Genomic DNA, 22,497 nt, shown 5'->3' on the forward strand with positions numbered 1-22,497 from the left:
GGGAGGCATTCGGATGAGCAATGCAAGAGCTCTTCTTCTTGTAACGGGCATTTTGGAAGGCATACTGGGGATTCCTTTTTTAGGCGGCATCATCATTCTGAGCTTGTCTTACGCACCTCTGTTTATTATGTTCGTCCTTCATATCATTACGCTGCTCCTTGCTTTGCGGGAGAACAAGGACCGCCACGGAAGCATTGCCGGCATCGTCACGTCAGCAATCGGATGGATTCCTTTTGTTGGCATGATCCTTCATATCATTACCGCCATTTTGCTATTATTAAGCTATTTCAAGCATGAGAACGTATATCCCCGCCGCAAGCTGCGATAAAAGAACTATATCCCGCTTACTGCCTTGGACTGCCCCAGACAGCGATGTCGGAGACAGTCCTTTTGGCGTTTGCGGCCAGTCGGCGTTTGCTACGTTAGAAACCGCTTCACCGTTTCGGCAAATGTATCCTTCTCGGAATAGCCGTGATATAGACGGGTCGAGACTTTGACGGCATCCCCGAAAAAGAACCGCTCATACAAGCTTTGCCGGCCGGCAAAGGAGCTCGAGCTCATTTCCCATGCGAGCCGGAACAGGCCTACTCTATCTTTGGCGCTGATGTCGATGCCTCGTAAATATCGGCCGATCTCGTCCGCCACATCTGACCGGAAGTCGTCTTCGCCGGGTATCATGACGAGACCGCTTGCACCAAGCAGCTGAACGATCTCCAGCATGCGGGGATACAGCTTTGGAAACAAATAGCTGGCCGCAGACAGCGGCTTCGCATCCGGCAGCATCGTTCCCCACCGGTCCAATTGCGCATTGGCTTCGGAAGCGGTGAGCAGAGCCTTGAGCGTTTCTAGCGTTGCGATGACCTCCGCCGCTTTTTCTATTACCTGCGTATACGTACGCAATCCGAGCGATTGAATGATGGATTCGACCGTTCCGAGCAAAAATTCGGTCTTGGCGATATTGCGGCAAAGCACCTGATGACCGGCATGCATGTGAAAATGACTCTCCTCGATGAAACGGACCGCCATATGCTCGTCGCCATACAGTAATACCCGCTCATGCGGAACGAGGACATGATCCAGAACGACCAGCGTATCCATTTCCTCATACCTGGAGCTCAAAGGAAAATCAAATGCCGACGCTCCCGAGACGAAGCTTTCCCTGCATATAAACTTCACTCCCGGCAGATCGTGAGGAATCGCGATGGCGAAGGCGTGAGGATTCTCCTCGTAAATCGATGGCAGCGGCGGAGGGAAAATAAGGATTTCCTCTGCCGTAACCCCTTGCGTCGCCAGCAAAAACGCACCGCTCACAACAAGGCCGTCCTTGGTCTTCTCTATTACGCGCGGCGCGTCGGGCTCTTCCAACGTCTTCATGAGCGTGCTCAATCTTGCCGTATGAGGAACAATAAACGCATGAGACAGCGTAATGTCGTTCTCGCGGCAGTATTCGTAGTAGGCTTTCATGTTCTCGGCATAGGTCGGATGCAGTTCGTTCAACAAGCCGGCAGCCGAACCGAACGCCATCATCCCCGTGTTCATATAATCCGGGGCGCGACCCAAAAAACCATGGTGTGCTTCCGCCCACACCTTCATCATGCTCCTCCGTCTCTCCAGGTCCGAGCGGCTTGCCGGCTGCAGGAAAGATAGCCCTACCGGCTCTCCGGTCGTTGGCGATTCGTACGTCATGACGGACCGCAGCTCTTCCCGGCTCTGCATATCGTACAGTTCCGCCTGAGTAGAGATCAGACCTGCAAATGCGGGGTGGCTCGGTATAGGTACGTTTACTTTTTCCCCGTGAATCCAGACGCTTGCGTTGGAACGTTTGAGGCGATCGACATACTGCTCTCCGTTTTTGATCGGCATAGATCTACCTCCCTATGGTTTTTGTATAGTTTACGTTACTCGGGAAAGATGGCTATGGGACAAACGCTGATTTATGTCCTTTCGGCATGTCCCTCTTTATTTTCCAGCGCAAATACCGGCTGTTTTTGCAGCCGGTTGTGCTTTCGCGAAGCCCTTATACTGAAAATGGTTAAGGAGGTAGGTAGGGTATCTCTTGGAGGAGCGTTAGCGCCCGCCTTTGTTTTTGGGAAATTACCACTCGAAAAATGATAAATAAAAATGATCCCGAAAACAACAGCGGCCGGAAGGAGGTATCCTACCGGGTACCCTGCAACATTTTAATTATACGGGGTAATCGAAAAAACACCGGCTGCCTATCCAGCCGGTGTTTTCTCTCTTACCATTCCTTGCGTGTCAGCAGCGAAGACAGGAAGGTTAGCGCCAGTCCTTGTCCCCAGCCCTGCACTCTTTTGTAAGGAACGCCCTTGTAGCCTTCCGCATCCCTCATGACGGCCGTGCCCGCCGATACGCCTCTTACCGAGCCGTCCTCATCTATGCGGCCTAGGATGCCTTGAATCGATTTGTTCACGTATTTATTGTACATTTTGCCGCTCCCGATCAACGCCGCCGCAATGCCCGCCGATCCGGAGGTTTCCGTGTAAGAATCCGGATCGTTCAGCACGGTATGCCACAGCCCGGAATCCGCCTGCAGCCTCACCAGCGCGGCCAGCTGATCGCGAAGCGAGCCTTCGATAATCATGAACGACGGATGGGTGACGTGGATCAATTTCAAGGCTCTTGCCATCGTAATCGCCGCCCAAGAATTGCCGCGCGCCCAATATATGCCTGACATATGGTTCTGAGCCAGGTTGTCCCAGCCATGGTAGTACAAATTCGTTACCGGATCCTGCAAAAACTCCTCATGACCGTGGTACTGCTTGATACCGTCCTCCAAATAATCGGTGCGGTTCAGCAGCGTGCCGATCCGGACGAGGAAGTAACCGGCCATGAACATCGTGTCGACCCAAGCCTGCTCAGGGAAGTTGTAATCCTCCGAGTTGACCGTATGCTGGAAAATACCGTCCGCGAACCGTTCCGCGTCGTTCATAAGGAAATCGGCCATTTGCACCGCGAAGTCGATATACTTCTCTTCCCCTGTTGCCTTGTACAAGGTAAGCAGCGAATGCCCAATGGATACCGCATTGACCGTCAGCTTCGGCAGGCCGTCCTCCAGCTGCTCGTCCACCCAGGCTTTGAGCATGTCCAAATATTCTTGCTTGCCCGTCGCCTCGTAAGCTTCCGTTACGCCGTAGAAGGCTACGCCGCCCGGCCAGTCCCAGTTAAAATCCATTTGAAACGTCCGGTGTACGACCCGGTCGATTGCGCTGCGAATTTCCTGTTCATCATATAGTAATGCCGGCATGTCCATGACCCCTCCCGAGATGATGGAGCCTGTTGTGCAGGCCCCTGATTTTATATTTATAACAGCCGTTTTCCGTTATCCTTTTAAGCCGCTGGTGCTGATGCCTTCGACGATAAACTTTTGGAAAATAAAGAATACGATAACGATCGGCAAGAGCGACAGCGTCGACATGGCGAACATCCCGCCCCAGTTATTGATCGAATCTCCGTCGAGGAACAGCTTGAGCGCAAGCGATACCGGATAGAGCGAAGGTTTATTCAAGTACAGCAGCGGATTAATGAAGTCGTCCCATTTCCAGTAAAATTGGAAGATCGTAGCCGTAACAAGCGAAGGAACGATCATCGGAACGATAATCCGGAAAAAGATCGAGTATTTGTTACATCCGTCCATTTTGGCCGCTTCATCCATTTCCGGCGGTATCGTGCGGATGAACTGCATAATGAGAAAGATGAAGAAAGGAACTCCGAAAAAGCTCGGGACGATAATCGGCTTGAACGAAGACAGCCATTCCAGCTTCGCGAACATCACGTACTGCGGGATCACCGTAACGTCGTGCGGCAGCATCATCGTCATCATGACACAGCTGAACCAGAAGCCTTTTCCTTTGAACGGAATCCGGGCCAGGCCGTAGGCGACGAGCGCGGAAGAAACTACGGCGCCGATGGTAGAGAAAATAACGATAATGAACGAGTTTTTGAAAAAGGTGCCGAACGTATTGCCCGCGAACCCTTTCCACCCGGTCACGTAGTTAATGAACTCCAACCGGCTCGGGATGAGGCTGTAGGCTTGGGAAAAAATTTCATCGTTAGGCTTCAAGGAGCTGACCGCCAGCCAAAGGATCGGATAAATCATCAAGAGCGCCAGCAAGCCGACAACGAGATGATATAGAAAAGGTTGAAAGCGTCGAGCTGTGGACGGCATGTTATTTCTCTCCTTTCGACTCGTAATGTACCCAGAAGTTCGCCGATTTGAAGATGGCGAGCGTAATGACACCGATAATGATCAGCATGATCCATGCCATCGCGGACGCATAACCCATTTCGAAGAATACGAAAGCTCTCCGGTACAAATACAAGGAATACAACAGCGTGTTGTCAAGCGGTCCGCCTTCCCCGCGGGAAATGATGTAGGCCGGGGTAAAGGTCATGAATGCTGAGATCGTTTGCATGATCAGGTTGAACAGGATGATCGGGCTGAGCAGCGGCAAGGTGATTTTGAAGAACTTGTAAAATCCGTTCGCACCGTCCACGCTAGCCGCTTCGTAGAGCGATGCGGGAATATTTTTCAGCCCCGCCAGGAAAATAAGCATCGAGGATCCGAACTGCCATACCGACAAGGCAATCAGCGTCCACAACGCGGTACCGGGACTACCGATCCACGAGGTCTCCGTATGAATTCCGATGACGCCGAGGAACGAGTTCAGAAGCCCTTTATCGCCGAAAATTTGCGTCCACATGATGGAGACTGCCACGCTGCCCCCAATCAGGGAAGGCAGATAATAAGCGGAACGGTACACGCCGATCCCGCGGGCAGCCTTATTCAGCAGCATCGCAACGATTAAGGCGAAGCCGAGCCGAAGAGGTACGCTCGCGAATACGTAGGTGAACGTAACTTGAAACGATTTCCATATTTTATCGTCTTCCGTAAATATCCGTTGATAATTGTCGAAGCCTATCCATCTAGGCGCCTCCATCAAGTTATACTCCGTAAAAGAGTAATACAAGGATGACAGGATTGGATACAAAGTGAAAATGAGAAAACCGATGATAAACGGAGCGGTAAACACGTATCCGACCACATTGTCGTTGTCCCGCAGCTTCATGGAATTCAACCCCTATGCTAGTAAATTTGCTGTAGTGAGCATGGCATGTTGCTTCTATATCCTTCATTATAAAGACTCCGGTGCGGATTAAGAATTCAAAAAACCGTTCATTTTGTTTAAAAAACAGACCTCGATTCAAGCCAAAATCGTATATAGGTCCACAAAAAAACAGACCCGAACGGCTCCATCAATGGAGCTGTCCAGGTCCGTTCTGTACGATCTAAACAATAAATTACTTTTTGTTTTTCGCCAAGATCGCGTTCGCGTCCTTACGGAATTTCGCAGCCGCGTCTTCTACAGAAATTTTCTTGTACAAAATTTGCTCGCTCAAATCCTTCAACAGCTTCTCTACTTCAATGGAACCGACTGGGTTCGGAGGATCCATCGGGCTGCTGTTCTTCTCTGCCCATGCCACATAGTCGAATACTTTCACTTCGGCAGGAGACAGCGACGGCTTCAGAGCATCCTGTACCTTGGAAGAGATAGGTACTCCGCGCTCGCCTTTAATAATTTGGTTCGCTTCGATATCGTTAACGAAGAAGTTAATGAATTTAACCGCTTCTTCCTTCTGCTTCGAGCTTTTCGCTACGGAGAAGCCCATGCTTGGCTTCAGGAACAAGCCTTTGTTGGCGTTCGGGCCAGGAATCGGAATCAATTCCGTCGGACGTTTCGCCGCTGCAGACCAAGCTACGTATTGGTTAGACCATGCGAAGCTGCCCACCGCGTTGCCCAATACCATTTCGTCGTCTTCCGGCGTAAACTTCTTCTGAGCCAGCTTATCCAAGCTCAGCAGATAGCCTGCGTCGTACCATTTTTGATAACGCTTGTAGTATTCGATAAATGCTTTATCATCGGTGTAGCCAAGGCTAGTACCGTCTGCGCTGTACATTTTTTGGTCGATCGTGCGCAAATAATAAGGGAAGTACACATCGTAGCGCAGGTAGTCTGCAAGCAATTTGCCGTTCGATTTCAGCTTCCCGGCCAGTGCTTCCATGTCGTCCCATGTCCAGGTTTTAGCCGGCATAGTCGCCCCTGCTTTGGTAACGATATCCGGGTCTACCGTAGCGCCGAGAGCATTGACCCCGAGCGGAATTTGATACAGCTTGCCGTCGTATTCCCCGCTCTTCAGCGTATTCGCGTTCACAGCCGAAGTATCCAGCTTCCCGTTGGTCGTGTAAGGGCGAAGATCCTCCAGCTGACCTCTGCCGCCGAACTGGCTGATGTAGGACATATCCATTTGAATAATATCCGGCAAGCCGTTCGCTGCAGCCTGAGGAGCCAGCTTCTTCCAGTAGTCATCGAACGAAGCGTATTCGGCTTCAATTTTCACGTTCGGATTTTTCTTCTGGTACAGCTCGATTACTTTCAAAGTATAGTCATGTCTTGCCTGACCGCCCCACCACGCAATGCGCAGTGTTACCGGGTCCTTGCTGCCGGAAGCGGCGGAATCCGCTTGCTTGGATGTATCTCCTCCGGAAGCTGCATTCCCTCCACAGCCTGCGGCAGTTAAAACGACGGACAGCGAGAGCAATATTGGCAACGCTTTCTTCATCTCTATTTCCTCCCCTGATGGTTCGTGGTTACATAGCTATTATCTCGTGTAAGGATCAGAAATAGAATTCAAAAAACCGTTCTCCTTGTTTAAAAAACAGAGGTGTTCAATTGGACTTCATATATTCCGACGGCGTACAGCCGGCATATTTTTTGAACACTTGGCTGAAATATTGCGGATTATCGCCGAATCCGAGCTGCTCGGCTAGCTCGAATATTTTAATGTCCCTATTTTGCTCGATCAAATCGATCGCTTTGGAAATTCTCGTCTTCATGACGTAGTTCGAAAATTTTTCCCCGGTTTCTTTTTTAAACAGTTTCCCCAAATAATCCGAGTTCATATACAGCATCTGATGAGCCACCCAGTTCAGCGACAGCTCGGGATCGCCGAGATGGTTGTTCACGATATCGATCACTTTGCTGACGATGGCGCTGTTCTTCGTCTTCGTCTGCTCGTAATGAAGCAGCGTAATGTGCTCCGCCGCCTCCTTGAAGAAAGCCTGGATCGCCTGAAGCGTATCGAGCTGCATCAGCTTCACCATCTGATCCATGTAGCGGCTCATGTCGTCCGATTTGCCGAGACGGATCATCGCCATAAACAGCTGAATGACGTACGATTGCGAAGTCGCGATATCGGAACGAAGCTCGGCAATCCGCTGAAAGAACAAGTCGATCTCCCGGGATGCCTCTTCCCAGCGCCCGGTTTTAATCTGAAGCATCAGATGCTCCTCGTTGAAATTCAGGTCGCCGGACTCGGCGGACTCCGTGGTCAAGCCTAAGATATCGCGCTCCGTAATCACGCTGCCCTCGCCCAAATAAAACCGGTAATTCAAGCATTCCAGCGTCTGCTTGAACAGCTTGCGGGTGCGTGTAATGACATCCGCTTCACTCAGAGCTATTGTCAGATCGATCCGGTAATAACGAAGAAACGTCTCACGAATGTTCCCGATCCTCTCAAGAAGTACGCTCAGCTCCTCAGGATCTTCAACAACGATGAGAACGTGATCTCCGACTGTAGAGCTCAATACGGTTTTGTCCAGCAGCTCCTCGGCGATGTTTTTCACCGCAAACAAGTGCTCGAACTCGAACGGGCCGTCCAAATGAAAGAGAAGCAGACGCACGTGGCGGCTGCCGAGATCGACCCGGAACAAATGCCGGTAATATTCCCAATCCCGGTTGCCGTAGGTCTTGTTCGTCACGAATTCCTTCAGAAACTGCTCCTTTACATAAGGCAGCACTTTCTCGAGGCCTTCCCGCATCGTGCGGACGAATTGCTCGCTTTCGCGCTCCTGCTCCAGCTCCCCGACGAGCTCCTGAAGCACCTCCATAATTTTGTTCTCGTTGCACGGCTTCAGCAAGTAATGCTTCACTCCATATTCCATAGCCGAACGCGCATATTCGAATTCGCCGAAGCCTGACAGCAGGACAACCCGGATATCCGGAAAGTCCGCATGGAGCTTCGCCGCCAGCTGCAAGCCGTCCATCCCCGGCATCTTAATATCGCTTATGATAATATCCGGCCGGTTGACGGATACAAATTCGTATGCCTCGATCCCGTTGCGGGCCGTACCGGCGAGCACCGTCCCGGCCCCTTCCCAATCGACAATTCTCGATATACCGTCCAAAATGATTCGTTCGTCGTCCACCAGCAATACTTTATACATTACGTTTCCCTCGTTTCATCCGGTATGATGATAGAGACGCGAGTCCCTTTGCCAGGTTGGCTGTCCAACCGAATGCCGTACTCTTCTCCAAATGCAAGTATGATACGCTCTTCGATATTTTTCAAGCCGATCCCGCTTCCCCGGGTTCTCGCCTCTCCCCGGCGCACCTGCTCCAACAGCTGCTCGTCCATTCCCGGTCCGTTATCCTCTACAATGAGAATAAGCCCGCCAGGCTCTCTATCGGTTCGTATTCGAATGAGGCAAGGCTCCAGCATGGATTCGACCGCATAATGGATCGCATTCTCGATAAGAGGCTGGAGAGTGAATTTCGGAAGAATAAGCTTCTTTGCTTCGTCAGGCACATCCATCTCGAACACGAGCCGTTCTTCGAACCGGTATTTCTGGATCGTAATGTAGCTCATGACAATATCGAGCTCCTCGCTCACCGTAATGAGCGTTTCCCGCAAGCTGATCGAGTTGCGAAGCAAAAAGCCGAGCGATTCCACCATCCGCGAAATTTGCGGCTGCCCGTTCGTCTTGGCCAGCCAGTTGATCGAGTCGAGAGTGTTATACAAAAAATGCGGGTTAATTTGCGCCTGCAGCGCTTTGAATTGGGTTTCCTTAATTGTCAGCTGCTTCGCGTAATTTTCCGTGATCAATTCGTTGATCTGCTGGATCATCATACGGAACGTCCGCTGCAGCTGGCCGACTTCATCCATCTGCAGCATCGGCTGCTCGGACAATTCGGCCTCCGTCAGGCTGAAATCACCCTTTTGCACCTGCCTCATCCGGCCAATCAGGGTTTCAATCGGCTTCGTAAGACTCCGGGCGAAATTGATCGCAATCGCCAATACCACCAGCAGGCTGGCGACAAATCCGATAAGCAAAATCCGCTTCATCAGAACAATTTTGTTGAAAATCGCATCATATGGGACAAGGCTCAAATACGACCAGCCCAAATAGCCGGATCGGATCTGCGTCAGGAAATACGGCCTGTCATTGATCTGCTTGATCAAATAGCCGCCGCGGCTCCACTCCTCGTTGCCGGGTATGGCCATGACTTGCGTCTGCGCATGGTCAGCAGGGTTTGCAGGATAAATAATATGCTGTCCGGAGCCGATCTGCATCTCTCCGCTCTTCAATTCCGTTCCCTCTACGACGTCATCGACGATCTTATCGAAACGGATGCGAACGACCAGCGTGCCGATCCGGTTCAGGTTGAAATCCTCATATGACCTGATCTCACGGGCAGCGATCAAATAAGTATCGTCCGGATCAGGGAATATCCAGCGCGTTTCCCCGGAGCCTTTGGCCGACTCCTCGAGAATGGTCTGATTTTTGGCAACGGTCGCCTGGGACGATTGTCCCGCCATCGCTTGCTCACCCAGCCGGTCGGTGACCTCCATGGAGTAAATGTACTTCTCGTACCCTGCGAACTGGACCAGCCTATCCGAGACGAACCGCCGCAGCCGGTATTTCTCAAACTCCGGCGTATCCTCGTTAATCGCTCGAAGCAGACTTTGAATTTGCGGATCGGTCGCTATCGTGAAGGAAAGCTTGTCCAGCCGCTGCAGCTCGTTCTCAATCCCTCCGGAAGACAGATTGAGAAGCTGCGACGATTTGGAATACAGCTGCTCGTCATAGATGGAATACGCATATTGGAGCGCAAAGTAAGTGATAAGAAAACAAAAAGCCATAATAAACGAAATGAGAGAAATGACTTTATGTTTTATTTTCCAATTTTTCGTTATCGTACCCAACGGAAACGGTAACCGTTTGATCATTACCGGCATCCCCCTTTATAACTGCATCGCGTATCCCTTATCGTACTACAGGAAGCCCCGTGCAGCCAATGTTAATGCCCGGAAGATGCCAAACACCGGAAAATCGGCACTGTTGGATATCCTCTTGTATGAAATCCGACTGCCCTTGCCTAAGACTTGGATGCCATACTTAGTGCAAAGCCTGTCCGCCAGGACGGATAAAGCGGCTGCCAGCCATACTCCTTACGGGCCTTGGCGTTGGACGCTCCCCGCTCCCAGCCGCTGCCTCCCTGCGTAATTTCGGGCGACTGCGCGCTGATAGCTTCGGCAAACACCGGCAGCCATTCGGTCCCCTTGGCCGGTTCGTCGTCAACAATGTTTACCGGGCCGGAAGGCCATTCCAGGGCCGCTACAGCCGCCATGGCAGCGTCCTCCACATGGACGAAGGAAGCGACCCCATCCGTTGACGGCGCCTGTCCGCCGCGAATGACTTCGTCCATGTAACCCCCGCGCTCATACCAAGTGCCCGGTCCATACAGCATACCGTAGCGCAAAATCACGTGCTCCGGAACCTCGGCTGCTGCCGACTCCAACGCGTGAACCGCCGCTACCGTCTCCTTCCGCGGGGACGGAGCCCCCATATCCAGCGGCACCGCTTCAGAAGCAGGCCCTTCACCGGGCTCATAAACCCAGGAAATGCTTTGCGCGAGCATGCGCTTAACGCCGGAGGACAAAGCCGCATCCGCCAGATTGCGCGTGCCTTCTATGCGGATTCGGGCATTGTCCGCAAAATTGCGGGTGCTTAAGGACGTCAGCTGATGGATGACAACCTCCGGCCGCGCTTGCTCCACCGCTTTGAACACGGCCTCCCTGTCGAACACGTCGGCAATGACCGCACGCGCCCCTATCCGCTCGATCAGCTCGCTCTGATCCGGATTTCGGATCATTCCCGTCACCTCATGCCCCCTTCTTACCAGTTCCGGAACCATCCGTCTGCCTATAGCCCCGGTACATCCTGCAACAAATATGTTCATCCGAGATACCTCCTAATATGAATAGATTCATGTTGGATAGTTATGCTAACTACTTTAACGGACATTTGGTACATCGAATAGAGCCAATTTTCATTATTTGAAATATACCATTCTTAATCCCCTTGTCAGGAAAATGACTCCTTATTAGACAATCCATAGTCCCCTATGGACAAGTATGTTATGCTTAGACTACAGCGTATTTGATCAAGGAGGTATGTCCGTAATGGGTAGAAACGTACTTTTTGATGAGACACAATTTACGTTGCAGCTTCAAGGTTGGACGCGCATTTTTGCTTTTAAATCCAAGGTTGTCGTCCCGTACCGCACGGTTCACAGCGTTCTGGTCGATTCCTACCACGCTCCGCTCTGGATGCTCCGCATGCCCGGAACATCCTTGGCACCGCTTCATATTTATGAAGGCAGCTTTAAATACAGGAACGAATGGTATTTCTTATCCTATGAGCAGCCGGACTCCCTCATCATTGTCGAATTAAACGGACACGACACGTACCGGTATGTCATCTTTCAGATCGATCATCCCCGCGAGGTCGCGGCTGAATTGCGCCAGCGGGTCCGTATGTCCCAAGGCACATGAAGCAAAAAAGCCAAGAGAGTAAATACCCGACGGTTAAGACTGCCCGGTGCCTGCTCTCTTGGTTTTTTTTCGTTTTACGAATCCCGCCACTCGTTGCCGTACTTCGTGACATCCGGCAGATCATGGCGCGTATGACGCTTCCATCCTCTTCTCACCGGTGTCTCTTCGGGAGAATATCCGACTACATCAATCACCGCTTCCGGATCGATAGCATGGATGAAATCCGTCAATGTTACTACCTCCAGCCGGGAAATAATCAGCTGTATCGTATGAACGGTGATCTGGTCACCGGCTTTGCTGCTCTGAATTATGGGTTCATGTCTAGTAGTGTTCCGAATTACTGTAATAATAAGCTCGCCACGGCTGCTGTTGACCGTCATTCGACGCAGCCAGCAGGAGTCGTTCACCAACCTGCCCAACATGGAATTGAGATGCCGCACGTTCCATCCCTCCTCACTTACTGTTCGGTTAGAAGCCTTTACTAGCGTTGTGAATCAAGTCCAATTTTACCGGTCGGGCGATACAGTCTTGTTCCTCTTCGTACCCGTCAGCTTGCGGATCCGTTCCAGGCCGGCATAAATGTGCTTGGTCTCCTTGGTCAGCAGCGGTCCTATAACGGCTAGGATCAGTACATACAATGCAGCGAATGGCTGCACGATAGGGAGTAGGCCGCCAGCCTTGGCCAGGTTGGCCATGATGATCGAGAATTCGCCGCGCGCCACGATGGTCAGCCCGATATTCACCGATGCTTTAGGGGATAATCCGGCGTATCGTCCGGCCCACATGCCTGCGGCAAAATTGCCGATCAGCGTTAGCACCACCGCAACCAGAGAAAGCCATACCGCTCCGCCAAGCGAGAACGGATCGATCGTAAGACCAAAGCTGAAAAAGAAGATCGCTCCGAAGAAATCGCGAAACGGCAGAATCAAATGCTCGATCCGTTTCATATGCTCCGTCTCGGCAAGCACCAGACCGACGAGCAAAGCGCCGATCGCTTCGGCTACATGGATGGTTTCGGAGAAGCCTGCGATAATAAACAATATCGAGAAAATAACCAGCAAAAACAGTTCGTTAGATCGAATATTCAACATCCGGTTCAAGAGGGGTACCGCTTTGCGGCCGACAATTAGCACAAGCAGCATGAAGCCGAGCGCTATCAGGGCCGAAGTCAGGATACCGGCGAGTGATGTGGAGCCGCTAAGCACCAATCCGGAGACGATGGAGATATAGATCGCCAGGAACACGTCCTCGAACATGATGATTCCGAGAATCATCTCGGTTTCCGGATTCGCCGTTCGTTTCAGGTCGACCAGCACCTTGGCAACGATCGCGCTGGATGATATCGTCGTGATGCCTGCGACAACGAGCATTTCCAGGAATGGCAGGCCCGCTACATAGCCGAACAACAAGCCAAGCGTGAAATTGATCAAAATATAGATCGTTCCGCCGACCGCTATGGAGCGTCCCGATTTGATCAATCGGCCTACGGAAAACTCAAGCCCCAAATAAAACAGCAAGAACAGAACGCCGATACGGCCTAAAAATTCAATCAGCGGCGCACTTTGGATAAACCGGAGATCGATGTGCCAAATTTCGAAGGAATGCGGTCCGACCGCCATACCTACCAATATATAAAACGGGATGACCGAAAAGCGGAGCTTCGCCGACAGCAAGCCCGATAAAGCAATCAGCGCTATCGCCACCCCTATCTCAAAGACAATGTAGTTCATAGGTCATTCACTTCCCTTCATTAAAATTTGTTTGAAAAGCTTCTGCTGCCCCCTCTCGCCCGCAACCACTACCATGCTCTCCGCAGTAAGAATTACATCCGGCCCCGGGTTGATCTGCTTGGATCGCTTCTCAATGACGGCGATAATGGTCGCCCCCGACTGTTTGCGCACATTCAGCTCACCGATCGATTTGCCGACGCAGCCGTAATCGGCTTCCACCCGGTACCACTCGATAATGAGATCGTCCAGAGCCATTTCCATCGATTCCAAAGCTTTCGGCTTATAAGTCATTCCGCCGATAATACCTGCGACCAGACGCGCTTCGTCATCGTCCAGCGTAATCATGGAAACACTGTCATCCGGGTTTTCGTGATCGAAATGGTAGCATTCCCTGCGGCCGTCGTCATGGATGACGATTACCAGCTTATCGCCGCCGCGAGTGGTTATTTGAAACTTTTTCCCGATTCCCGGGAGATCGCTTTCTCTTATTGTCATAAACCTGTCCTCCTGTATGAAAATTCACTTTATCGTTTTAACGCAGTAAACAATTAGGCGCAATCAAATAAGCGTCTGCTGACCCTATTTTTTTGAGCAGAAGCAAACAAACGTCTGCTGACTCTATTTTTTGAGCAGAAGCAAACAAACCTTTTTCTTTTCATTTTTGAAAAAGAAGGTCAAGAGAGCAGAATGAGAATATACCTTAACTTTTTGACAATGGCTTGGCTGGCAAGTAACGCTCAGCTCAAACAAACGTTAGTAACAGCTCTAACAAGCTAATCACGGCAAATGGGATTGCCTCAAAGGGAATAAACGGTATGGTACTATCGGCGAATTACAAAGAGGGGTTGACACACTACACGTACAACGATGAGAACTTGAGGGGGGATAACAGCATCCGGGTTAACCGGCGGGCAATCTGAGGGTGAAATGAGATATGTGCTTCAGTAAGCACGCGGCGAACCATAGGAATCAAGCTATGCAGAACAGCATGCAGCGTCGCCAAATAAGCCAATACGCGAAGCGTTTCGGAGGTAGAGGTCTGCTTACGAACCGTAGTATTCGTGGAATAAAACTCCATCCCTTGCTGAACGGTAGTCCGTGCCGTTTCGTTGATATTGGATTCCGCAATGGGAGTAGGCGTGGCAAAGATCATAAAAACGACGATAAACATAACAGATAACATGCGATTGGACGAGATAAAACGAGTTATCATTCAATTTCACCCCCTTTTAGTCTTATTTCGATCAAATTATACCACAAATCGGCCTTTTTTTCAATTATTCAGCCTTTAATATATTTGGAGTAGCAATTAACCCCGCTAAGTGGAGCTTTGACTTCGAAGTCCATCAGATACTTTGTGGGAAGCCCCATTATAAATTCTATATACGAAAAAAAGACGCTCCCGTAGAACGAACGGGCAGCGTCTCTTGGATTACATAAAATCCCCAATTTCTTTCCTATCGGGTATCGAGGCTTGTGCTCCAGGGCGGGATACGGTTAAAGCCGCCGCCGCGGAAGCGAACCGCAAGCTGTCCTGGACGGGCCACTTTGACAAGTAAGCAACCATAAAGCTGCCGATAAACGTGTCTCCAGCCGCCGTCGTATCGACCGCCTTCACCTTGTACGCTTCCTGCCGCACGACCGTACCTTGCCGATCCGCGTACAGGCTTCCGTGCTCTCCAAGCGTCAGCAAGACGGCGTTAGCTCCCAATTCCAATAGTGCCTCCGCCATCCGCTCTCCCTGCCCGGCCGACTCCACACGGCTTCCCGACAGCTGCTCCGCTTCGCTCTCGTTGACGACAAGCAGATCGATCAATGGCCACACTTCGGGCGGAACCGGGGCGGCCGGAGCCGGATTGTAACAGGTAAATACGCCGTTTCTTCTAGCCTCCTGCATCGCGTATACGGTCGTTTCCCACGGGATTTCGTTCTGCAGCAGCAGTCCTTGCACATCGGCAAAAGCATGGGACAGACTGGCAAGGTTGGCCGGGGTCAGCTGACCGTTCGCGCCCTCGGACAAAATAATATGATTTTGCGCTTCCGCATCGACATTAATATAAGCGATTCCGGAGCTCGTCATCTTCTTCACTACATAGTCGGTGCGCACGCCTTTCTCATGCAGCGAATGGATCAGACGAATACCATACTCGTCATCCCCGACAGCACCGACAAAAATAACGTCCCCGCCGGCCAGCGACGCGGCCACCGCCTGATTCGCTCCTTTGCCGCCGGGAAAATAGTCCGTCCCGAGCCCCTTCACCGTCTCCCCCGGAGACGGCAGCTTCGTTACCTGCGTAACAATATCCATATTGACGCTGCCTACCACCAACAGCTTCGTCATAACAGTCTCCCCTCCCTCATCCATCCGAGTTACGTTTATTGTACCACCCTTAGGGACCTCAGCAAAATAAACAACCTTTCCCGAGCGTCCATCGCTTTTCTGCCTTCCATCCGATACCGGCTGACTGCCGAATGGGAGAAGCAGCGGTCCCTTTGTTTGATGCTAATGATGGGACCTTCTCAAATGCGTTGCCTGCTCAATATAACGGAGTTGAGCCATGCCACACCATCTATTGTATGTTTGGAAATTGCCTTCATTCAGTTGGATACCGAATCATCCGTTTGGCCGGTTCGGAATAGCGAGAGTAATTGTTGGCCGATTTGAGCGGAAAGCTCCAAGGAAGCGGCAGCGGCCTGGGAGATTCGGCGTTGCAGCTTCGTCAGTACTGGGATTCCCAATCTTATGGCCTATGGCATAAGATTACCCTTCAGGAGTGAGCGTGACCCTTGCCGTTCTGTAACATTCGATGATGGGACAGCTGTGATCCGGACTATTTGTTGCTGCAGCTCATGTTTGTAAACTCATCGGACAGGAAATCCGTTATTCCTGATTTCCCCTCGAAAATGCTCCCCGATCGGACACCGGATCCGTTATTCGGAGCTTTTTGCGAGAAAGGGCCAGCAAAATGGCTCAATAACGGATCTGTTGTCCGATCACTTGAGGAATCGGGCCGTTTTGGGGCAAATAACGGATCTACGGTCCGATTCGTTAAGAAATAGTATCAAGGGCACACTCCGACATGCTCATGTATGCGATATTGTACCAATAGGAGCAGGTCAACCCCATTTAGTCGTAGTACGATCAGCTCAATCCAGGGTAACCACTACTTTTGATGCCAACCACGATCGGTTGCTCCATTATCCGGTACTCTCGTCCTTCCGTCCCAGTCTGTTAGAGTAGTGTTTGGAATGTGATTTGCTGATCCAGCAGCGCGGCACGGTACTTTCTGATACGAGCCCTTCAATAGGCCAAACAAGAATCAATTATCCGGCTCTATTCCTAGTCCCTCATTCCGTTTTGTTCGGATAGCGTCAGTAGTGTGATTTGCTGATCGGCCTGCTGTACGGTATTGTCTGCCCACCCACCCCGATGTTTTCGGAAAATGTCTGCAGTACTGAAGTACACACTTAGGAACGGCATGAGCAACCTGCCAGGTACTTTCCACTCCGGTCCGTTCCCATAGCCTTCAACAGTGTCAGTGCGTACAGCGGAACGTCCTGCAAGTCACGGTCCCTTCTGCCACGACGATCCACTAGTTTGACTGACCCTGTCTACTCAAACTGTCAGGATCCCTAATACGGGGTTACACTGGTTCTATCAAAGCCAACAGAGCCATCATCCCGGAATACTCCTGCCACACCCACTTGCTACTGCAGCTTCGCCCGCAGCTCCTTCCGCCTCCGCACCATACGCTGAAACTGCTCCTCCAGCTCTTCCTTCTCACCGGCAAGCAGCGGCTCGCCAAGCTTGCTCACGAGCTCAGTCAGCTTCATCTCGACAGTCAGCAGCTCTTCACTGTCAACATTCCGCTGATCGCCCGGCTTCTTCCCGCTGTCGGCATACTCCCGGTACGTACCGTCGTAAGAGACGATCGCACCAGCCGTAATCTCGAGGATTCGCGTCGCCGTCCGCTCTACGAACATCCGGTCATGCGTGACGAACAGAATCGTGCCGCTGTAGCCGATAAACAGCTGCTCCAGCGCTTCAACCGATTCAATATCAAGGAAATTGGTCGGCTCATCCATAATGAGCACCGTGATGTCGCTCAAAAATATTTTCGCCAAAGCAACCCGAACCCGCTCCCCTCCGCTCAGCACGCCTACTTTCTTGAACACATCGTCCCCTGTGAACAACAGCCGTGCCAATACGGTACGCACCAATGCATCCGGCTGAACGGACGATGCGAGAACGCAGTCCATGATTGTAGCCTCCCGGTCCAAAATATCCAGGTTTTGGCTGAAATAGCCGAGCTTGACTCCTGGCGCAATCGCAACGCCGTTTTCACGGGCCACGATTTTTTTCAAAAGCGTCGTCTTGCCTGAGCCGTTAGGGCCGATCAGTGCAACCTTCTCGCCGAATGGGATGCCAAGTGATACGTCTTTCCACAGCTGCCTAGAACCTACCTTGGCTTCGAGCCGCTCCAATCGGATGACCGTCTGATTTTTATAAGCGGGACTGCCGGGAAGATCGATTTTCACCTGAGCAGCCTCGCGCGGCTTTTCCACCTTTTCGAGCTTCTCGATCCGAGTCTCCAATGCTTTGATCGACTGATGAACGCCCGCCTGGGTCGAGCCCTTTTTATCCTTGGCCAGCCTCCATTCCGACGTATTCGTCCCCTTGGGGGCCTTAAGCATCGTATCCGCCTTATGCCGCTTTATACGAATCGCGCGCTCCAGATCGGCTTTTTTCCGCACATATTCTTCAAATCGCTCCTGGTGCTGCCTTGCTTCCAGCTGCTTTTGCTCATAGTACGCGGTATAGTTGCCCTTATAGACCGTGATCTTCTGCCCTGCGATTTCCCAGATGACGCTGCACACTTTGTCCAGAAAGGTCCGGTCGTGAGAAATAAGGACGATCGCCCCTTTATAGCGGATGCACTTTTGCTCCAAATCCTTGATCGCCTCGATATCCAGGTGCATCGTGGGCTCATCGGCGAACAAAATGTCCGGCATAGCGTCAAAAGCCCTCTCAATGTACATCGAGGTAATTTCCCCGCCGCTCCGTACCGAGCCTTGCTCCGATTCCTGCTTTAGCTGAGGTATCATTTGCCGCGCCGCCTTCGTTGCAACCGTTCCTTCATCCGGCTCCGCTCCTCCCGCGAGCAGTGTCATCAGCGTCGTTTTGCCCGCACCGTTTGGCCCTACAATGCCTATCCGGTCCTGCTCTCCTATGCGAAGCATATCCGCTGCGAACAGCAGCCGGTCTCCGATCGTTTGCTTGATTCGTCTCGCTTCCAGCAATAACATAAAAAAACCTCCTTGTTCCATTTCTGGACAGGAGGTATCGATAAACGAGCTTTTCATGCGTAAGACAACCGCAACTGTGCATACATCATTGAACAGTTCCCTTGAGCTTAACAAGGAACAATCAATCCTAGTCCACACATCGTGCAGACCTGCAGTACCGTTGGGGTTTCCTTTACCTGAAAAAGCCGACACGTATCCCTATCCAGAAACATCATTTCGTTTTAGTATCGAACGATGATTTTGTTCTTGGAAAAAGGATTAGTACTTCATCGGCTTAAAGGTCACCCTCTCAATCATTGTTGGTTATACCTTACTCTGTTTGTAAAGTAATGTCAAGGGCATGTGCCCTCAACACATTAGGTGGTTCTCATTACATCTCGCTTTGAACCTGGGTTCTGACGCCTCTTCTTTTGCCCCAGTAGAAAGAGATGACGAAGCTTCCTAGCAAAATCACTGCGCCGAACAAATAAGGAATGTCGATATAGACATCGAACAAAATACCGGCTAGCGCAGGTCCGAAAATATTGCCAAGACTCATGTAAGCATTGTTCATCCCGGCTACGAAGCCTTGCTCTTCACCGGCCATTTTGGACAGCAGCGTATTGATCGCAGGTCTCATGATCGAAGTAAAGGTGAAGAAGAACAAGGTAACAAGCAAAATATACCAGAAGTTACCTGACAGCAGCATCAGGACCATCGACGCCGCCGAGAGCAGGAAGGTTGCGTTAATAAGCGTTCGTTCGCCGAAGCGGCGGATGAGCTTATCGATAAGAACGGCCTGAATAATGGCTCCAATTAACGCTCCGACCGTGATCAGAATCGAAATGTCTCTGGCGGTAAAAGCATATTTCTGATCGACGAACAATGGAAAAATCGCTTCGAAATTGGCCAGACCGAACGTCAAGGCAAACACCAGCAGTAATAATATGAAATAAGGCGCCTTGAACGACTGGGAGAACTGGGCGAAAATGTTTTCGCGCTTGATAACCTTGTTCCGGTTAGCCAACCGCGTCTCGGCGGTCAACGACTCCGGAAGGAAAATCAGCGTAGAAATCATCGCCAGAGCCCCTACCCCTGCGGATACATAGAACGGAGTGCGCAAGCCGAGCTCCGCCAAAAAGCCGCCGATACCCGGGCCGATAACAAAGCCGAGCGACATCGCCGCTCCAAGCAATCCCAGCCCCTTCCCTCTCTTTTCCTCAGTGGTTACATCGGCGATATAGGCCATAATGGAAGGGATCATCGCTGCCGCTCCAACTCCGCCGAACAGCCGGGACAAGTACAATACCCACACTTCCGACGCCGCGGCGAACAAGAAGTTCGATAACGTAAATAAGGCCAAGCCTGCTACAATCATAATTTTGCGTCCGTATTTATCGGACCATTCCCCTGCAATCGGCGAGCACAGAAATTGGGTAAGCCCGAAGGCCGCCACCAAATATCCTGCCGTCTTGCCGCCGGCGCCGAATTCCTTCAAAAACTCGGGCAGCACCGGAATAATAAGACCGATCCCAAGCATCGCTATGAACATGTTCGCCATGAGCAGGATGAGCGGGGATTTTCGGTTTTGTGCTGAATTCATCGCATGGTTCTCTCCTTTTTCTATAGCTTCCTATCTCTTTATCTGCTTATGCGACGGGTTACTATACAACATTAATCTATAAATTGACTTTGAGTCAAGTTGTGAATTTTGTTATAAAAAATTTTTCTGAAACGTTCACAAAAAAAGCCAACCGGCCCAAAGGTCCGATTGACTTAGCTGTTGCTGCTTAACTACGCTTATTCAAAAAATACCTCATTACCGTCTCCGGCTTCGACCTGACGTATAGACCGTGACGTTCGCATGCTGTGGATACTTGAATATAGGATAGAAAAAATAACGAATGATCCCGCGGATCTCCCTCGAGAATGACTCCGGCCCTCTGGCCTTCGGCGAACAGGTCGGCCACTTTATCGACGTTATCCGATATGCCGCGCCGCACCGATTGCTTCAGCTCCTCCGGAATCGTGTCCGATGTCATAATCTGATCGACGAAAATTTGATGGAACAGGGCATCATCCCATTTGTGCCTTAGCAGGTTGTCGGCCAGAAGAGACAGCTTCTCCAGAGGCCCTGCCGGCAGCGTAGCCACTTGATCCAGATGCTCCTTCAAGCTGTTCAGGTTCATATTGATGAGCGAGGCATAAATTTCTTCCTTGGATTTAAAATAGTTATACACAAGGCCATGGCTGATTCCTACCTTGGCTGCAATATCGGAAATTTTGGTTGCGTCAAGACCTTTGGTGGCAAAAAGCTCTACGGCAACGGACAAAATTTGCTGGCACCGTTCCTTTCGCGCCTCCAAGTCCCTTTCGACATTACGCGGCAATCCTTTCACTCCTTGTTACAGGTCGGTTTTCCATCATCATAGCTCCCGTCCCGTGGCTTGTCAAACCCTGAAAGTAGCCTGAACGGCCTAAAATGAAGTATAGTAAAGACGAGCGATATATTGACGGAAAGCAGGAATGGCAGCATGGCAAGCGATAAGCAAAAAGTACTGGATGAGGCCGTTGCCTTCATCCGTTCCTGCTGCGCGGAATTAGGCAAAACGCCTGAGGAAGCGGAGCGGCGAATAGATGAAATTATCAATAGCATAGAAGAAACAGGAACGTATCGGCACACATACGAAGAGCTTCAATACGGTGCCAGAGCTTCCTGGAGAAATAATGCGCGCTGCATAGGCCGGCTGTTCTGGCCTACGCTTGAGGTGTTCGATGAGCGGGCGCTCGATGATGAAGAACTCATCGCGCAAGCGTTAATGCGGCATATCGGCTTTGCCACGAACAACGGACGCATACGCCCGTCGATCACCGTGTTTGCTCCAGCCTCACATGCCCGGCACGTTCGCATATGGAACCATCAGCTCATCCGGTACGCCGGATATGAGACTGAAGACGGAATTGTCGGCGATCCCGCCTCCGTCGAATTTACCAAGCAGTGCCTTCAGCTCGGTTGGGAGGGCGCCCGGACTCCGTTCGATGTTTTGCCGTTAGTCGTACAGATCGACGGCAAGCAGCCGAAGTGGTTCAGGATCCCCTCAGAGCTTGTGCTGGAGGTTCCGTTAATCCATCCTGCGATCGAGCGCTTCGCCGGGCTCGGTCTTAGGTGGTACGCGGTTCCGATCATTTCCGATATGCGGCTAGAAATCGGAGGAATCCAATATACCGCGGCCCCATTCAACGGCTGGTACATGGAAACGGAAATCGGGGCACGCAACCTGTCGGACGTAACCCGCTACAATCAGCTGCCGGCCATCGCCGACCTGATGGGGCTGGACCGGTCGACCAATGCTTCGCTGTGGAAGGACCGGGCGCTGGTAGAGCTGAATGCCGCGGTGCTTCATTCCTTCAAAAGCCGGGGCGTCAGCATCGTCGACCATCATACCGCGAGCGAGCAGTTCATGCGCTTCCAGCGGCAGGAAGCCGACGCCGGACGCGAGGTGAACGGCAAATGGTCTTGGCTCATCCCTCCCATGTCCCCAACGGCAACGCCGATCTGGGACTATTACTTTACGGAACGGGAGCTGAGTCCGAATTATTCGTACCAGCCGCTGCCGTACTCCGCAGAGGAGAAGTCGGTGGACGTTCCTAGCGGCCAGTCTGAGAACAAGGAAAACGGGCTAACCATTCAAGGCTGCCCGTTTCATATGAGCTCCCAACGCCCATAAGAGTGTTGGGAAATGCTCTATAGCCTGCTCTTGATGAGCAGGCTTCTTTTGTTTTAGTG

General features: G+C 51.4%; 19 protein-coding genes. 3 read left to right on the top strand and 16 right to left on the bottom strand.

The window, feature by feature from the left end:
- The first annotated feature begins 13 nt into the window (after positions 1 to 13).
- Positions 14 to 328 (top strand): hypothetical protein, encoded by a 315-nt coding sequence (locus ACFQ88_RS30380; RefSeq protein WP_239634195.1) that lies wholly within the window; start codon positions 14 to 16, stop codon positions 326 to 328.
- An 89-nt stretch (positions 329 to 417) separates the two neighbouring features.
- On the opposite strand, the gene hpaB is transcribed toward ACFQ88_RS30380, so the two are convergent.
- The 8 genes from hpaB to ACFQ88_RS30420 form a co-directional block, all read right to left on the bottom strand.
- Positions 418 to 1,863 carry a 4-hydroxyphenylacetate 3-monooxygenase, oxygenase component gene (hpaB, locus tag ACFQ88_RS30385; protein ID WP_379460231.1) on the bottom strand — a complete coding sequence of 482 codons (1,446 nt, stop codon included), beginning with the start codon at positions 1,861 to 1,863 and terminating at the stop codon, positions 418 to 420.
- A gap of 376 nt (positions 1,864 to 2,239) precedes the next feature.
- Positions 2,240 to 3,265 (bottom strand): glycoside hydrolase family 88/105 protein, encoded by a 1,026-nt coding sequence (locus ACFQ88_RS30390; RefSeq protein ID WP_379460233.1) that lies wholly within the window; start codon positions 3,263 to 3,265, stop codon positions 2,240 to 2,242.
- Between the two features lie 75 nt (positions 3,266 to 3,340).
- The gene (locus ACFQ88_RS30395; protein WP_239634192.1) at positions 3,341 to 4,186 is read right to left on the bottom strand and encodes a carbohydrate ABC transporter permease; all 846 of its coding nucleotides are present in this window, start codon (positions 4,184 to 4,186) and stop codon (positions 3,341 to 3,343) included.
- Between the two features lies 1 nt (position 4,187).
- Positions 4,188 to 5,087 carry a carbohydrate ABC transporter permease gene (locus tag ACFQ88_RS30400; protein WP_239634191.1) on the bottom strand — a complete coding sequence of 300 codons (900 nt, stop codon included), beginning with the start codon at positions 5,085 to 5,087 and terminating at the stop codon, positions 4,188 to 4,190.
- A gap of 232 nt (positions 5,088 to 5,319) precedes the next feature.
- Positions 5,320 to 6,639, bottom strand: a complete 1,320-nt coding sequence (locus ACFQ88_RS30405; protein WP_239634190.1) for an ABC transporter substrate-binding protein — start codon at positions 6,637 to 6,639, stop codon at positions 5,320 to 5,322.
- Positions 6,640 to 6,745: 106 nt separating this feature from the next.
- The gene (locus ACFQ88_RS30410; RefSeq protein ID WP_379460237.1) at positions 6,746 to 8,302 is read right to left on the bottom strand and encodes a response regulator; all 1,557 of its coding nucleotides are present in this window, start codon (positions 8,300 to 8,302) and stop codon (positions 6,746 to 6,748) included.
- On the bottom strand, positions 8,302 to 10,086 hold the full coding sequence (locus ACFQ88_RS30415; protein WP_239634188.1) for a sensor histidine kinase: 1,785 nt from the start codon (positions 10,084 to 10,086) through the stop codon (positions 8,302 to 8,304). Before ACFQ88_RS30415 ends, ACFQ88_RS30410 begins: the two co-directional genes overlap by 1 nt.
- Before the next feature lie 149 nt (positions 10,087 to 10,235).
- Positions 10,236 to 11,099 (bottom strand): NAD-dependent epimerase/dehydratase family protein, encoded by an 864-nt coding sequence (locus ACFQ88_RS30420; protein WP_379460239.1) that lies wholly within the window; start codon positions 11,097 to 11,099, stop codon positions 10,236 to 10,238.
- A gap of 223 nt (positions 11,100 to 11,322) precedes the next feature.
- On the opposite strand from ACFQ88_RS30420, the gene ACFQ88_RS30425 reads away from it, so the two are divergent.
- Positions 11,323 to 11,694 carry a hypothetical protein gene (locus ACFQ88_RS30425; RefSeq protein ID WP_239634186.1) on the top strand — a complete coding sequence of 124 codons (372 nt, stop codon included), beginning with the start codon at positions 11,323 to 11,325 and terminating at the stop codon, positions 11,692 to 11,694.
- A 74-nt stretch (positions 11,695 to 11,768) separates the two neighbouring features.
- Here the strand turns inward: ACFQ88_RS30425 and ACFQ88_RS30430 are convergent, their stop codons facing one another.
- The 8 genes from ACFQ88_RS30430 to ACFQ88_RS30465 all read right to left on the bottom strand — a co-directional run bounded on the left by ACFQ88_RS30430 (position 11,769) and on the right by ACFQ88_RS30465 (position 21,100).
- A complete protein-coding gene (locus ACFQ88_RS30430) occupies positions 11,769 to 12,134 on the bottom strand; it encodes a hypothetical protein (RefSeq protein ID WP_379460241.1) in 366 nt (121 codons plus the stop codon).
- Between the two features lie 66 nt (positions 12,135 to 12,200).
- Positions 12,201 to 13,424 (bottom strand): cation:proton antiporter, encoded by a 1,224-nt coding sequence (locus ACFQ88_RS30435; protein ID WP_239634184.1) that lies wholly within the window; start codon positions 13,422 to 13,424, stop codon positions 12,201 to 12,203.
- A gap of 3 nt (positions 13,425 to 13,427) precedes the next feature.
- Entirely contained in the window at positions 13,428 to 13,919 is a 492-nt protein-coding gene (locus ACFQ88_RS30440; RefSeq protein ID WP_239634183.1) for a cation:proton antiporter regulatory subunit, read from the bottom strand.
- Positions 13,920 to 14,277: 358 nt separating this feature from the next.
- Positions 14,278 to 14,637, bottom strand: coding sequence for a hypothetical protein (locus ACFQ88_RS30445; protein ID WP_239634182.1), 360 nt, complete (start codon positions 14,635 to 14,637; stop codon positions 14,278 to 14,280).
- A gap of 219 nt (positions 14,638 to 14,856) precedes the next feature.
- Positions 14,857 to 15,765 carry a ribokinase gene (gene rbsK / locus ACFQ88_RS30450; protein ID WP_239634181.1) on the bottom strand — a complete coding sequence of 303 codons (909 nt, stop codon included), beginning with the start codon at positions 15,763 to 15,765 and terminating at the stop codon, positions 14,857 to 14,859.
- A gap of 1,367 nt (positions 15,766 to 17,132) precedes the next feature.
- A complete protein-coding gene (gene abc-f / locus ACFQ88_RS30455; RefSeq protein WP_379460245.1) occupies positions 17,133 to 18,731 on the bottom strand; it encodes a ribosomal protection-like ABC-F family protein in 1,599 nt (532 codons plus the stop codon).
- Positions 18,732 to 19,101: 370 nt separating this feature from the next.
- The gene (locus ACFQ88_RS30460) at positions 19,102 to 20,313 is read right to left on the bottom strand and encodes an MFS transporter (RefSeq protein ID WP_379460247.1); all 1,212 of its coding nucleotides are present in this window, start codon (positions 20,311 to 20,313) and stop codon (positions 19,102 to 19,104) included.
- 187 nt (positions 20,314 to 20,500) lie between these two features.
- The gene (locus ACFQ88_RS30465; protein WP_239634177.1) at positions 20,501 to 21,100 is read right to left on the bottom strand and encodes a TetR/AcrR family transcriptional regulator; all 600 of its coding nucleotides are present in this window, start codon (positions 21,098 to 21,100) and stop codon (positions 20,501 to 20,503) included.
- Between the two features lie 144 nt (positions 21,101 to 21,244).
- Here ACFQ88_RS30465 and ACFQ88_RS30470 point away from each other — a divergent pair, with 144 nt between their 5' ends.
- Positions 21,245 to 22,438 carry a nitric oxide synthase oxygenase gene (locus ACFQ88_RS30470; protein WP_379460250.1) on the top strand — a complete coding sequence of 398 codons (1,194 nt, stop codon included), beginning with the start codon at positions 21,245 to 21,247 and terminating at the stop codon, positions 22,436 to 22,438.
- The last annotated feature ends 59 nt before the right edge of the window (positions 22,439 to 22,497 follow it).

The sequence above is a fragment of the Paenibacillus sp. NPDC056579 genome, from assembly GCF_042793215.1.
Lineage (GTDB): Bacteria > Bacillota > Bacilli > Paenibacillales > NBRC-103111 > Paenibacillus_S.